Below are 13,326 nucleotides of genomic sequence, written 5' to 3'. Positions count from 1 at the left end.
CACTATCTTGTCACGTTGGGCTTCTAAGATGCGAGGGTCGCTGAAAGACAGGCACCGAAAAAGCCTGTCCAGACCTCTCCAACGAGCACAGAAGGAACCCTGATGTTCAAACGTGTCTTCAAGCAAGTTTCCCTGGGCGTTGCGCTGAGCGCCGCCGTCTTTGCCGTCCAGGCAGCCGATGTCACCGGCGCCGGCGCATCGTTCCCGTACCCGGTCTACGCCAAGTGGGCGTCCGACTACAAGGCTGCCACCAACAGCGCGGTCAACTACCAGTCGATCGGGTCGGGCGGCGGCCAGCAACAGATCATCGCCAAGACCGTCGATTTCGGCGCCTCGGACGATCCCATGAAGGCTGCTGACCTGGAAAAGAATGGTCTGCTGCAATTCCCGGCCGTGATCGGTGGCACCGTGGCTGTCGTGAACGTCGACGGTATCGAACCGGGCAAGCTGAAGCTGACGGGCGCCGTGCTGGCCGACATCTACCTGGGCAAGATCAAGAAGTGGGACGACAACGCCATCAAGGCGCTGAACCCCGACCTCAAGCTGCCTTCGGCCGACATCATCGTCGTGCACCGTTCGGACGGCTCGGGCACCACCTTCGGTTGGACCAACTACCTGTCCAAGGTGTCGGCTGACTGGAAGTCGCAAGTCGGCGAAGGCAAAGCCGTCAAGTGGCCCGTGGGTCAAGGCGGCAAGGGCAACGAAGGCGTCGCCGCCTACGTCGGCCAGCTGAAGAACTCGATCGGCTACGTTGAATACGCCTACGCCAAGCAGAACAAGCTGGCCTGGACGCAGTTGAAGAACAAGGAAGGCAAGTTCGTGCAGCCGGAGCAAAAGGCCTTTGCCGCCGCTGCCGCCAACGCCGACTGGAAGAGCGCCCCGGGTATGGGCGTGGTCCTGACCGACGAGCCGGGTGCTGATTCCTGGCCCGTCACCGCCGCCACCTTCATCCTGATCCACAAGTCGCAAGACAAGCCGGCTCAAGGCAAGGCTGTGCTGGACTTCTTTGACTGGGCGTTCAAGAACGGCGCCAAGTCGGCCGAAGCCATGGACTACGTGCCGCTGCCGGAAGCCGTCACCAAGGAAATCCGTGCTGCTTGGGGCGAAGTGAAGGCTGCCGACGGCAAGGCCGTCTGGAAGTAAGGATGGGTGTAGCGCGGGAAGGGTCGGCACAAGAACGCCGGTCCCAACGCGCAACTCATCAGCAACCGCCCCAGGACTTCTGTCCGCAGAAGAACCGGGGCGGTTCGCCGCAAGTCCTCCCGTTGTTCCCCCAGGTTACCTAAGGAAAGTCCATCCATGAGCGCGGTAATGGATAATAGTGTGCCGCTTTCGCCCAATGCGGCGGACTCCGTGACTACCGGCACTCCTTCGCCTATGAAGCAAAATAAAAATGCGCTGATGGATGCGCTTTTCAAGAATCTGACCCGCCTGTTCGCCTTCCTGGTGTTCATTCTGTTGGCGGCGATTCTCGTATCCCTGATCTACGGCAGCCGCGAATCACTGGCCAAATATGGCTTGTCGTTCCTGTGGCTGAATGACTGGGATCCCGTCAATCAGAACTATGGCGCCGTGGTGCCGATCATCGGCACCTTGCTGACCTCGGCCATCGCGTTGATCATTGCGGTGCCGGTGTCGTTCGGCATCGCCATCTTCCTGACCGAGTTGTCACCCACCTGGCTGCGCCGCCCGCTGGGCACGGCAGTCGAAATGCTGGCGGCCATCCCGTCCATCATTTATGGCATGTGGGGCCTGTTCGTTTTCGTGCCCGTATTCCAGCAGTACGTGCAGCCCTTCCTGATCGCCACCTTGGGCAGCGTACCCGTCATCGGCGGCATCTTCGCGGGCCCGCCGTTTGGTATCGGCATCTTCACTGCCGGCCTGATCCTGTCCATCATGATCATTCCGTTCATCGCCGCAGTGATGCGCGATGTGTTCGAGCTGGTGCCGACGATGTTGAAGGAATCGGCATACGGCCTGGGCAGCACGACCTGGGAAGTGATGTGGCGCGTGGTGCTGCCCTTCACCAAGTCGGGCGTCATCGGCGGCATCATGCTGGGCCTTGGGCGTGCCCTGGGTGAAACGATGGCCGTGACGTTCGTGATCGGCAACGCCTTCAAGTGGTCTGGCTCGTTGTTCTCGCCGGGCAACTCGATCGCCTCTGCGCTGGCCAACGAATTCAATGAAGCGGGCGGCATTCAGAAATCGGCGTTGCTGGAACTGGGCCTGATCCTGTTCCTGATCACGACGATCGTGCTGGCCTTGGCCAAGGTATTGCTGGTTCGCCTGTCCGCAGGTGAAGGCAAGAAGACCTGACGCGGCGCGAGCACAAGGAAAAGATCATGGCTGTATCCGTACTCAATATGCAGAATGGCGTCTACCGCCGCCGCCGTATTCTCAACCGCATCATGCTGACCGTGTCTCTGGGCACGCTGGCGTTCGGGTTGTTCTGGCTGTTCTGGATCATTCTGACGCTGCTGGTCAAGGGCGCGCCCGCACTGTCGTACACGCTGTTCACCGAGATCACGCCGCCGCCGGGCCAATCCGGCGGCCTGATCAACGCGATCTTCGGCAGCGTGGTGATGGCGGGCGTGGGGACGCTGATCGGCACGCCCGTGGGCATCCTGGCCGGCACCTACCTGGCCGAGTATGGCCAGCGGGGCTGGCTGGCGCCGGCGACGCGCTTCCTGAATGACGTGCTGCTGTCGGCGCCGTCCATCATCATCGGCCTGTTCATCTATGCCGTGTACGTGGCTCAGGTGGGGCACTACTCGGGCTGGGCCGGCGCCATCGCACTGTCCATCCTGGTGGTTCCGGTGGTGGTGCGCACGACCGACAACATGTTGCTGCTGGTACCCAACAGCTTGCGCGAAGCCGCGGCGGCGCTGGGTTGCCCCAAGTGGCGCATGATCACCCTGGTGTGCTATCGCGCAGCCAAGAGCGGCATCATCACCGGCGTGCTGTTGGCGATTGCCCGGATCTCGGGCGAGACCGCGCCGCTGCTGTTCACCGCGCTGTCCAATCAGTTCATGTCGTTCAACATGAATGCGCCGATGGCCAACCTGCCTGTCGTGATTTACCAATACGCCGCCAGCCCCTTCAAGGACTGGAACGACCTGGCCTGGGCCGGGGCCACGCTGATTACGTTGCTGGTGCTGGGCATCAACATCATTGCCCGCAACATGTTCCGCAAGTAAAGATCGCTTTGCCGGCACGCATGGCGTGCCGGAGCCAAGGGAAGAGAAATGGAAAACACCGCTACCGCCGTCAAGAACAAGATCGAGGTCAAGAACCTGAACTTCTACTACGGCAAGTTCCATGCGATCCGCAATGTGAACATGTCGATCCAGGAGAAGAAGGTCACGGCCTTCATCGGCCCGTCGGGCTGCGGCAAGTCGACGCTCTTGCGCACGTTCAACCGCATGTTCGAGCTGTACCCTGGCCAGCGCGCCGAAGGCGAAATCATCCTGGACGGCGAGAATCTGCTGACGGCCAAGACTGATATTTCGCTGATCCGCGCGAAAGTCGGCATGGTGTTCCAGAAGCCCACGCCGTTCCCGATGAGCATCTACGACAACATCGCTTTCGGTGTGCGCCTGTTTGAACGCCTGTCCAAGGGCGAGATGGACGAGCGCGTGGAATGGGCGCTGAGCAAGGCCGCGCTGTGGAACGAAGTGAAAGACAAGCTGCACCAAAGCGGCAACAGCCTGTCGGGCGGCCAGCAACAGCGTCTGTGCATCGCGCGTGGCGTGGCCATCAAGCCGGAAGTGCTGCTGCTGGACGAGCCGTGTTCGGCGCTGGATCCGATTTCCACCGCCAAGATCGAAGAGCTGATCGCTGAATTGAAGAACGATTACACGGTCGTGATCGTGACGCACAACATGCAACAGGCGGCCCGTTGCTCGGACTACACCGCCTACATGTACCTGGGTGAGCTGATGGAATTCGGCCAGACCGACCAGATCTTCGTGAAGCCGTCGCGCAAGGAAACCGAAGACTACATCACGGGCCGTTTCGGCTGATTCCGTATACGGCTAAGGCCCTGATGTGAAAACGGCGTGCCTGTGTGGCACGCCGTTTTGCATTCCAGGGATCAGGAACGCTGCAAGGTCCGTGCAGGTTCTGGCATGGCTCCGGCTTGTGGGGTGTCCGGTGCGGCGTTCGCGCGGTTGCCGGCGTAGCGGGCGGGGATCAACACGACGAAGATTGCCGCCAACACCGCCGCGCAAGAGAAGGCGATGAAGTTCCAGGCCAGCGGCAGTTTCAGGCCGGCCAGGTAGCCCCCGACGATAGGGCCGCTCATCGCGCCGATGCGGGCAAACGACAGCGCCCAGCCCGTCGCCGCGCCGCGCGCGTGCGCCGGGTAGTAACCGGCCAGATAGCCCGTCAAGATCAGTGAAGAGGAAATGCTGCCTATGCCGGCCAGGGCCACCCACAGGTAGTTCACCACCAGCGGGTTGTTGTAGGTCAGGCAGTAGATGCCCACGGCGCCCACCAGGAAGAACAGGGCGACGATCTTGCGCGGTTCCGTCTTGTCGGCGAACTGCCCCAACACCAGGCCGCCAATCGCGGACGCCAGGCTGAACACCAGCAGGAAGGACAGGCTGGAGCCCAGGTCATAGCCGTTCTTGCGCATGATCTGCGGCAGCCAGGTGTTCAGGCCGTAGACCAGCATCATGCCCAGGAACAAGGCGCCCCAGAAGCACAGGGTGGCGCGCAGGTGGCGGGGGGAAAACACGGCCGCCAGCACATCGCGCCATGTGGCTTTTTCACCCGGCATTTCGCGGGGGCGGAACGGATCCAGCGACACGATGCCCAGGCGTTGCGCTTGCGCACGCGCACCGGCCTCGTCACCCTTGGCCAAGAGGTATTCCAGCGATTCGGGCAACAGCCGCGCCAGCACCGGCACCAGCAGCAAGGGCAGGGCGCCCACGGCGATCACCGAGCGCCAGCCCCAGTGGCTGAGCAAGGCCATCGCGACGGCTGCCGAACACAGGATGCCCAGCGAATAGCCCGAATACATCACCCCATAGTTGAAGCCGCGCCTGGGCGGTGGAGAGTATTCGATGGTCAGCGCAGCGGCGACGGGAATCACGCCGCCCAGCCCCAGCCCGCCGACGAAACGGAACGCCGCGAACCAAGTGGGCGTGGGCGCCCAGGACGCGCCGATCATCGTCAGCGAAAACAGGCTGACGCAGGCCAGCAGCATGCGGCGGCGTCCCAGCAAATCGCTTAGCGTGCCGACGGCGAAAGACCCAACGAACATGCCCGCCAGCGCGTAGCTGCCCAGCACGCCAAGCTCGATCGGAGACAGGTTCCAGCTCTTGTCGTCGGCCAGCGCCGGCAGCACCGCACCCATCACGCCCACGTCGTAGCCTTCAAACAGAATGGCCAGCCAGCAGACGAACAGCACAGTATAGGTAGTCCGCCGGGGCACGGCCCAGGCGGATGGAGGGGAGGCGTTTGCCATGAGTTTCCCGATGAGTGTTTTTGCGTGTTTTTGCCCGCAGGCCGCTACCGATCGTCGCGCCGGAAGTCGTAATTAATTTAGGCTTGAACTATATAGGTGTCAATTAGAGGAATGCCGGAAAGCGGTCGTTTCGGGACGAAGGGGCGAGTGCGCCCCAGGCAGGGTTGGATTCTGGTATAGTTGCCACCCTTCGGGGCGTAGCGCAGCCTGGTAGCGCATCTGCTTTGGGAGCAGAGGGTCGTGAGTTCGAATCCCACCGCCCCGACCAATAAAGAATCAAGGGCTTACGCTTTAAAAGCGTAAGCCCTTGTGCATTTCTGGGGCTATGTCTGGGGCTGTGAGGTTCCTATTTGACCAACCCTGTGGCCGATTGGAGTGGTGGACGAGCAGGCGCAATGCCTGCCGTATATGTCCCCGCCGAGCGAGACAATTGCATCCCTCTCTGCTTGAATCGTGTATCGTTACAAGATACGGTTGTGAATGGTCATCGGATTCCGCCACAAAGGTCTTGAGGCCTTCTATCGCACGGGTTCAACCCGAGGCATTCAGGCTGCACACGTCGGCAAGCTCAGACGCATTCTGTCCGTTTTGGACGTCGCGAAGGGGCCGCAGGACATGAATTGCCAGGCTATAAGCTGCATTCCCTGAAAGGGGACTTGGCGGAACATTGGTCGGTCTGGGTCAACGGCAATTGGCGCGTGACTTTTCGTTTTACAGGGGCCGGTGCCGAATTGGTCGATTACCAGGATTACCACTAGGAACCACCATCATGATGCACAACCCTCCGCATCCGGGCGAAGTTCTCCGGGAGGATGTCATTGTCCCCTTGGGGCTTTCTGTGACTGAGGCCGCCGACAGGCTGGCTATGTCGCGGGTGGCTCTGTCCAGGGTGCTCAATGGCAAGGCGGGCATCAGCCCCGACCTGGCCGTCCGGCTGGAGCATGCCGGGGCTGGTACTGCACAGGCTTGGGTTGCAATGCAGGCCAACTATGATTTGTGGCAGGCGCTACAGCACGAGCAGCCGCCCGTTAGACCGTTGGCCTCGACAGCAACTGCGCAATGACTCTGGCCGTCCCAAGCCATAAAATCAAAGGGTTAGCCCAGTCAATGAGCTAACCCTTTGTGCGTTGTGGGCCAGTAGTGGCCAGCGCTAGTCGGAATCGTCGGCGGTTTGCCGTTGTCATCCCGAGGAACGTCCGCCTGCCGTCGGTAAGCATGAAACGTGCAACCTGCGCGGGCCGATGCGGGTCTGAAGCCTGTCTGGCCGTTACGTGTGGGCTAGGTGCCTACCTGCAAATTCAACTGCATGATCAACGGCTGCTTCATGTCCCGGGGCGGGGGTTCCGACAACGGTTGAGCCATCAGCACTCCCCGCAAGTCGGTGTCGGTTTGCAGATCGCCCAGGGAATTGAACTCGGCACGTTCCACTCGCCCATCCAGCCCGATCCAGACGCGCATCACGATAGGCGCGGTCGGCTCGCCATGTTCGGCGCGTGCTTGCAACTGCGCGTGCAGCCGCTGCGCGGATTCCTGCGCGGGGTCTGCCAGCCAGGCCTGGAACTGGTTACCGACCAACTGCGCATAGTTGATCCAGTGCTGCGGCACCGCGGACTGCGACTGAGCGGGCGCGTGGGCGGTGCTCAAGCCCAATGCCATCGTCAGGACGCGCAAGGCGTTGCCTGCCTTCACGCGCAGACGGGACCGGAAAGGAAGGACGGCGGATGGGGAAATGGCCATGGCGGATTCCAGAGGGAGAGGGCTGGGTCGGATGACAGGACTCAACCGCAGATGATGCCGACGGACAGCGTGGCTGCCCTTGGGGCTTGGGCCTGCATCGGCCCCAACTGCGGGGCGTCGCTTTCGGAAAAGGCAATGTTCTGCTCGCGCAGGAAGGCTTTGATGCGCGGCGCGGAGACGGCCTTCACGCGGGTGCCGATGCCGGACGGCGCGGATTGCGCCCGGCTGAGCATGACGCGACCCGGCCCGGAACGGTCGACGGCCACGCGCTCCACGATCACGCCCAACATCAGGCCCGCTTTTCCGAGTACCGGGCTGCCGCTGGCGCCGGGCCTGACCGGAGATAGCATCGACAGGCTGTCGTCCGACGGGACCGTCATGGCGTTGAATACGGTGCTGGCGCGTTCGGGCATGTCTTGCAGGACGCCGTACGCCTCGGCGAAGACACCGATCTGGCCGGTTTCCCAGTCGTCCGAGCTAGGCAGCGTGGCGGCCAGATACGGCGTCAGGGTGGTGTCCAGCACGGCCAGATCCAGCGCCTCGCTTTGCGCCAACAGATGGGCGCGCACAACCTGGCTGCCTTTGATCGCGTAGACGACGGCGCAATCCGTCACGGCATGGCGCGCGGTCAGGACATTGCCCGACGCATTCAAGAACACGCCGGACGCCTGAGTTTGCAGTGTCGCAAGCGGTGCCGCCATGCAGGACGGCGCGGCACCGAACGCGGCGGCCGCGATCAGTGCCCATTGCCGCCAGTGCACGGGGTGGTGCCAACCCTTCATCCTGCTTATTCCGGTAGCGGGCGCCCGGAGCGCTGTCGCTGCGCAAGGCCGGGGCGGGATCAAAGGCTGCGAGGATACTGCCCAAGCATGTCCCGCCAGTGACCGTCCTGGCAGGCGGGCGGGCAGTCATGTCTTTCAGGCGTCATGAAACCCGGCGGACGGGCGCGACCGCCAACTGATCCCGCCGTACCTGCCCGTGAACGACACGTCGTTCGGGCTTACTGGGCGGACTCCAACACGTAAGTATGGCCGGAGCCCGGGCTCTGGTTGTACAGCGGGCACCATCCGTTCACCGGCGTGACCGTGCAGTACCGATGCTGGTCGTAAACCTGGGCGACTTTCCAGGCCTGCGTGTTGTCGGCGCGTTCAAGCAGGTACTGCATCCGCACGCCCCGTTCTTTCTTGTCCCGTTCATCGATGTTCATGACATAGCCCGGGGTGGGAGGCTTGGAATTCCGGATGTGGGCGACGACGAGTGCGCGGGTGTTGGATTGGACATCGACGTTCACGATTTCCCGGTCGTAGCTCTCCTGGTCGCATTTCTCATTGCCAGCCAGATTGGCCTGGAGCCCTTCCGTCGACACGCTGTCGCGGGCGGAGCGGAGAGGGCGGTACAGCTCGGCCAACTCCTTGCAGACGGCGACCGCGTACCGTTCTTCTTCGTCGCGGACATGCCACCAGGATTTCACGGCGGCGTCTGGAGTATTGGCCGTTACCTTCAATTGCGGCGTCGCTGCTTGCAGGCGGGTCCAAGGCGATTCTTCTTTGGAGCAGCCAGCCAATACAATGGCCAGCGCCAGCAGCAATGCGGGTTTTGTCACGACAACGGATCCGGTGATTTAGGGTGGCGTCATGATACCGCTTTCGACATGGCGGCCTGCTAGCGCCAGGGCGTGGATGATGGGCAAAATGTCACATTTCGCGCAGGCCGCACCGATTGCGCCGCATCTTCCGGACACTGAAAACAATGGGTTAGCACAGGAAGCACGCTAACCCTCTTTCACGCCAATGGGGATCAGTACATCCCGATGACCTGAATCTCTACCCGACGGTCAGGTGCGGTGCACCGGATGAGTTCTGCTTTCGGCAGGGAGCCGCATTGCGAAACCGGCGGAGAGGACTTGCCCAGACCGCGGGCCTGAATGATGCTTGCATCGAAGCCCGAGCGCTCCAGCAGCGCCTGGATCGACATCGCACGCTTTTGCGTCAGCGCCAGGTTGTACCCGTCGCTGCCGATCCGGTCGGCATAGGCCGAAATCTCGATCCGGGAGACATTCTTCAACCCGTCGAGTTCAGCCGCCAGTTTTTCCAGTTGCTGGCGGCCCCGGGGCGTGATGTCGTTCAGGCTCGATCCGTTGAAACTGAACAGGACGTCGCCAGACAGGACTACCCGCTTCAGGACCTCGACAGACGGGGCATGGGCACGGAGGGGCGCAGGCTGCGGTTCTGCGCAGTTTTCTGGCTTCCATTGATAAGATTCGGCCCGCATGTTGGGGTCGAACTTGACCTTGAGCTGGCACGTGACGACGTATGCCGAGGGCGCGCCGCTGGCGCTGATCTGAAACAGGTAGTTCCATTCCCGCACGTTGAAGAACCCCTCGTTGAAATGAGGTCTGCCCAACAGGCCGTACAACTGGTCTTTGGTCATTCCCGGCCTCAATAGCCGGAGGTTTTCGGGGTTGGGATAGGAGCCTTCTTTGGGCCACGCCTTTTCCGGCGCGGGAAAGGCGGATTCCGCTGCCCCGCCCATCCCGGCAGGTGCGAAGGAACATGCCTGCAAGAGCATCAGGACCGACACCGCCAGGGCGCGGGCTGTCCACATTCTGTTTGTCTTCATGATCGTTCAACCAGAGAGAAGTCGCCTGCGGCCAGACCGGCCGCAGGGAGGGTTAGTGACGGACGGATTACCAGTGGAAGCCGACACCCACGCCGGCGCCTACATTGCCTCGCGTATTGGTGGTGGCGTTTGCCTTGAACACCCACTTGCCGCTCTCGGACATGCCCGAGACACCGACCGCCATGCCGCTTTGGCCGCCGTACGTACCGCCGCCGATCGCAACCATGCCCTTGCCGGGAAGGGTCGCTTGCGGCAACGCGGCCATGGCCATCGCGGATGCCGTTCCAGCGTTGGCATCGTTGCGCAGGTTGCTCAGCTTTCCGTTCGTGTAGTTGATGACGTCGTTCTTGGCGTCATTCAACTGCGAAACGTTGACGCCATCGGTGGGGGCCGTGCCTGCCGCCACGTTCGTGATCTGACGTTCGCCGCCTGCGTAGCCCACCGACACGGAGTTGTCGCGGCTGGTCACCGAGTCCGTGCCCAACGCCACGCTGTTTGCATGCGACGCTTGGGCGCCCGCGCCAACCGCGACAGCGTTGTTGGCGCTGGCGTTGGCGTTTTGTCCCACCGCGACGCTCTTCTTGCCCGAGGCGCGCGCCCCGCTGCCTGTCGCGGTCGCTCCGGCCGAGGAGGCCTTCGCATTCGCGCCGACAGCCACGGCTTCTTCCGCCGAAGACACGGCGCTGTTGCCGATGGCGACACCGTTGTTCGCGGTGACGTTCGCATTGGCGCCGGATGCGACGCCGTTGGTGCCGGCCTGCACGGTCGCCTTGTCGGCATCCGTGTTGGTGCCGTCCGCCTTGAAGTAGCGCGAGCCGTTCTCCAGGTCGTTCATGTTCTCGATGAACTTGTTTTCGATATTGGTCACGCGGCCATCGATGTTCTCGACCTTCTGGTTGGTTTCGAAAAGCTGGCTGCCGTTGACCGCGTCGGTACTGGTCTTGGAAAGAACACCTTGGCTGACGTTGGTGATCGTCGTGCCGCCGGTCTTTCCGCCGTCCGTCGAGACGGCTCCTTCCAGGGTGATCTTGTTCTTGGGCGAGCCTGCTGCGCCGTCGTATTTCACCGCGCGGTCGTTGACCGTGGGCGTCGTCGGGATGGCGCTGACTGCTGACCGCAATTGGCTGACGTTCACCGCGTCGGTGTCGGCGGAGCCGGCGGCGACGTTGGTGATACGGCGTTCCTGGCTGACCGAGCCCACAGAGACTTCGCCGATCGGCGTCAGGCCGGCCAAGGTGAAGAGCGGATTCGGGTTGTAGGCACCGGCAACCAGGCTTGCGTTTGCAATGCTGTTGGCGCCAAGGGCCACGCTCTGCGATGAGTACGCCTTCGCGTTAAAGCCAAGCGCCACGCTTTGCGCGCCGCTTGAACCGGCGGCGACACCGGCGGCCAGCGAGTTGTTGCCGGTCGCGCCGTCGTTGGCGTAATTGGCGCCGACCACGCCGCCGTCGTTGACGCTGTAGTAGCGCGTCTTCCCCCCTTCAAGCTGGTCCAGGTTGACCGCATCGCTGCCGTCCACGGCGGCGGCGACGTTGGTGATGCGCGTGCCACCGGTCTTTGTGGTCGAGTTGTACGTATCGCCAGACAGCGTCACGGTGTTGTGGGTGCTGTTGTCGTACTTGACGGAGTCGGCGGTGGAGTCGGTGGCCACTTGCTTCAACTGCGCGACGTTCACGGCGTCGGAGTCTTCTGCGCCAGCCGACAGACCGGTGATGCGGCGATTGCCCACGTTCACTTCGCCGGTGGCTTGGCCGCCGACGAGGTAGGCTTCGTTACCCAGCGTGGCGCCGGTGGCGATGGAACCCGCGCCCAATGCGACGCTGCCGTCGTGGCTGGCAACGGCGCCCATGCCGATGGCGACCGAGTCCTGGCCGATGGCCTGGGAGTCCGTGCCGGTGGAGTTGGCGTGGAAGTACTTGGTGCCGGTGTTGTAGACGTTTTCAATGCGGTCGCCGATTGTCGTCACGTCGCCTTCCACCGTGGTGACACGGTTGTCGACGCTGGTAACGCGGTTATCGACACTGGTCACACGGTTGTCCACGGTCGAGACAGTGGTGTTGGTCTCATTCAGTTGCGACATGTTGACCGCATCGCTATCGGCTTCGCCGCGCGCGACGTTGGTGATCTTCGTGCCGCCCGTCTTGGTGGTGGAGTTGTACGTGTCGCCCGTCATCGTCACGGTGTTGTGCGTACTGTTGTCGTACTTCACGGCATCGGCGGTGGAGTCGGTCGCGACTTGCTTCAACTGTGCGACGTTGACGGCGTCGGAGTCTTCTGCGCCAGCCGACAGGCCGGTGATGCGGCGTTCGCCCACGTTCACTTCACCCGTGGCTTGGCCGCCGACGAGGTAGGCTTCGTTGCTCAGCGTGGCGCCGGTGGCGATGGAACCCGCGCCCAACGCGACGCTGCCGTCGTGGCTGGCAACGGCGCCCATGCCGATGGCGACCGAGTCCTGGCCGATGGCCTGGGAGTCCGTGCCGGTGGAGTTGGCGTGGAAGTACTTGGTGCCGGTGTTGTAGACGTTTTCAATGCGGTCGCCGATTGTCGTCACGTCGCCTTCCACCGTGGTGACACGGTTGTCGACGCTGGTAACGCGGTTATCGACACTGGTCACACGGTTGTCCACGGTCGAGACAGTGGTGTTGGTCTCATTCAGTTGCGACATGTTGACCGCATCGCTATCGGCTTCGCCGCGCGCGACGTTGGTGATCTTCGTGCCGCCCGTCTTGGTGGTGGAGTTGTACGTGTCGCCCGTCATCGTCACGGTGTTGTGCGTACTGTTGTCGTACTTCACGGCATCGGCGGTGGAGTCGGTCGCGACTTGCTTCAACTGTGCGACGTTGACGGCGTCGGAGTCTTCTGCGCCAGCCGACAGGCCGGTGATGCGGCGTTCGCCCACGTTCACTTCACCCGTGGCTTGGCCGCCGACGAGGTAGGCTTCGTTGCTCAGCGTGGCGCCGGTGGCGATGGAACCCGCGCCCAACGCGACGCTGCCGTCGTGGCTGGCAACGGCGCCCATGCCGATGGCGACCGAGTCCTGGCCGATGGCCTGGGAGTCCGTGCCGGTGGAGTTGGCATGGAAATACTTGGTGCCGGTGTTGTAGACGTTTTCAATGCGGTCGCCGATTGTCGTCACGTCGCCTTCGACCGTGGTGACACGGTTGTCGATGGACGTGACCTGATCGTTGGTGGTCTTGAGTTGGCTGCCGTTGACCGCATCGGTGCTGGTGTTGGTCAGGTCGCCTGCGGCGACATTGGTGATCTTGTTCGGGCCGGTGCCGCCATGATTGGCGCTGTAGGCGCCTGCGCCGCCATCGGCAGCCGGATCCCACAGCAGTGCATCGTTTTCCAAGCCGATCACGCGGTTGTCGACGTTCGTGACGCGGTTGTCGACACTGGTGACCCGGTTATCGACGCTGGTCACACGGTTGTCCACGGTCGAGACAGTGGTGTTGGTCTCATTCAGTTGCGACATGTTGACTACATCGCTATCGGCTTCG

General features: G+C 62.5%; 11 protein-coding genes, 1 tRNA gene and 1 pseudogene. 7 read left to right on the top strand and 6 right to left on the bottom strand.

Features of this window, described 5'->3' with window-relative positions:
- Window positions 1-102: 102 nt before the first annotated feature.
- The 4 genes from pstS (at window position 103) to pstB (ending at window position 4,022) form a co-directional block, all read left to right on the top strand.
- Window positions 103-1,143 (top strand): phosphate ABC transporter substrate-binding protein PstS, encoded by a 1,041-nt coding sequence (gene pstS / locus HV753_RS29055; RefSeq protein WP_175178033.1) that lies wholly within the window; start codon window positions 103-105, stop codon window positions 1,141-1,143.
- A 156-nt stretch (window positions 1,144-1,299) separates the two neighbouring features.
- On the top strand, window positions 1,300-2,316 hold the full coding sequence (pstC, locus tag HV753_RS29050; RefSeq protein WP_175178032.1) for a phosphate ABC transporter permease subunit PstC: 1,017 nt from the start codon (window positions 1,300-1,302) through the stop codon (window positions 2,314-2,316).
- 26 nt (window positions 2,317-2,342) lie between these two features.
- Window positions 2,343-3,197, top strand: a complete 855-nt coding sequence (pstA, locus tag HV753_RS29045) for a phosphate ABC transporter permease PstA (RefSeq protein ID WP_175178031.1) — start codon at window positions 2,343-2,345, stop codon at window positions 3,195-3,197.
- A 48-nt stretch (window positions 3,198-3,245) separates the two neighbouring features.
- Window positions 3,246-4,022 (top strand): phosphate ABC transporter ATP-binding protein PstB, encoded by a 777-nt coding sequence (gene pstB, locus HV753_RS29040; protein WP_006221056.1) that lies wholly within the window; start codon window positions 3,246-3,248, stop codon window positions 4,020-4,022.
- 71 nt (window positions 4,023-4,093) lie between these two features.
- Here the strand turns inward: pstB and HV753_RS29035 are convergent, their stop codons facing one another.
- Window positions 4,094-5,470, bottom strand: coding sequence for an MFS transporter (locus tag HV753_RS29035; protein ID WP_175178030.1), 1,377 nt, complete (start codon window positions 5,468-5,470; stop codon window positions 4,094-4,096).
- 191 nt (window positions 5,471-5,661) lie between these two features.
- Between HV753_RS29035 and HV753_RS29030 the strand changes: the two genes are divergently transcribed.
- From HV753_RS29030 to HV753_RS29020, 3 genes and pseudogenes are all read left to right on the top strand, one after another.
- Window positions 5,662-5,738: transfer RNA gene (locus tag HV753_RS29030), tRNA-Pro, on the top strand.
- A gap of 212 nt (window positions 5,739-5,950) precedes the next feature.
- Window positions 5,951-6,228: pseudogene (locus HV753_RS29025) on the top strand (type II toxin-antitoxin system RelE/ParE family toxin).
- A 14-nt stretch (window positions 6,229-6,242) separates the two neighbouring features.
- Window positions 6,243-6,533: a HigA family addiction module antitoxin gene (locus HV753_RS29020; RefSeq protein WP_217481506.1), complete on the top strand. Its 291-nt coding sequence runs from the start codon at window positions 6,243-6,245 to the stop codon at window positions 6,531-6,533.
- Between the two features lie 215 nt (window positions 6,534-6,748).
- Here the strand turns inward: HV753_RS29020 and HV753_RS29015 are convergent, their stop codons facing one another.
- The 5 genes from HV753_RS29015 to HV753_RS28995 form a co-directional block, all read right to left on the bottom strand.
- Window positions 6,749-7,207, bottom strand: a complete 459-nt coding sequence (locus tag HV753_RS29015; RefSeq protein WP_175178028.1) for a YbaB/EbfC family DNA-binding protein — start codon at window positions 7,205-7,207, stop codon at window positions 6,749-6,751.
- Between the two features lie 41 nt (window positions 7,208-7,248).
- Window positions 7,249-7,989, bottom strand: coding sequence for a S1 family peptidase (locus HV753_RS29010; protein WP_175178027.1), 741 nt, complete (start codon window positions 7,987-7,989; stop codon window positions 7,249-7,251).
- Window positions 7,990-8,207: 218 nt separating this feature from the next.
- Window positions 8,208-8,810, bottom strand: a complete 603-nt coding sequence (locus HV753_RS29005) for a hypothetical protein (protein ID WP_246288420.1) — start codon at window positions 8,808-8,810, stop codon at window positions 8,208-8,210.
- 194 nt (window positions 8,811-9,004) lie between these two features.
- Window positions 9,005-9,826 (bottom strand): outer membrane protein assembly factor BamE domain-containing protein, encoded by an 822-nt coding sequence (bamE, locus tag HV753_RS29000; RefSeq protein WP_175178026.1) that lies wholly within the window; start codon window positions 9,824-9,826, stop codon window positions 9,005-9,007.
- A 67-nt stretch (window positions 9,827-9,893) separates the two neighbouring features.
- Window positions 9,894-13,301: a YadA-like family protein gene (locus tag HV753_RS28995; RefSeq protein ID WP_246288419.1), complete on the bottom strand. Its 3,408-nt coding sequence runs from the start codon at window positions 13,299-13,301 to the stop codon at window positions 9,894-9,896.
- Window positions 13,302-13,326 lie beyond the last annotated feature (25 nt).

This window comes from Achromobacter pestifer, assembly GCF_902859625.1.
Lineage (GTDB): Bacteria > Pseudomonadota > Gammaproteobacteria > Burkholderiales > Burkholderiaceae_B > Achromobacter > Achromobacter pestifer.
This window is presented reverse-complemented; position numbering and strand designations above follow the sequence as displayed.

Bases quoted from the DNA above. Each gene is read 5' to 3' on its own strand.
- bamE (WP_175178026.1), bottom strand. From the start codon at position 9,826: ATGAAGACAAACAGAATGTGGACAGCCCGCGCCCTGGCGGTGTCGGTC.
- HV753_RS28995 (WP_246288419.1), bottom strand. From the start codon at position 13,301: ATGTCGCAACTGAATGAGACCAACACCACTGTCTCGACCGTGGACAAC.
- HV753_RS29010 (WP_175178027.1), bottom strand. From the start codon at position 7,989: ATGAAGGGTTGGCACCACCCCGTGCACTGGCGGCAATGGGCACTGATC.
- pstB (WP_006221056.1), top strand. From the start codon at position 3,246: ATGGAAAACACCGCTACCGCCGTCAAGAACAAGATCGAGGTCAAGAAC.
- HV753_RS29015 (WP_175178028.1), bottom strand. From the start codon at position 7,207: ATGGCCATTTCCCCATCCGCCGTCCTTCCTTTCCGGTCCCGTCTGCGC.
- HV753_RS29020 (WP_217481506.1), top strand. From the start codon at position 6,243: ATGCACAACCCTCCGCATCCGGGCGAAGTTCTCCGGGAGGATGTCATT.
- pstC (WP_175178032.1), top strand. From the start codon at position 1,300: ATGAGCGCGGTAATGGATAATAGTGTGCCGCTTTCGCCCAATGCGGCG.
- HV753_RS29035 (WP_175178030.1), bottom strand. From the start codon at position 5,470: ATGGCAAACGCCTCCCCTCCATCCGCCTGGGCCGTGCCCCGGCGGACT.
- pstS (WP_175178033.1), top strand. From the start codon at position 103: ATGTTCAAACGTGTCTTCAAGCAAGTTTCCCTGGGCGTTGCGCTGAGC.
- pstA (WP_175178031.1), top strand. From the start codon at position 2,343: ATGGCTGTATCCGTACTCAATATGCAGAATGGCGTCTACCGCCGCCGC.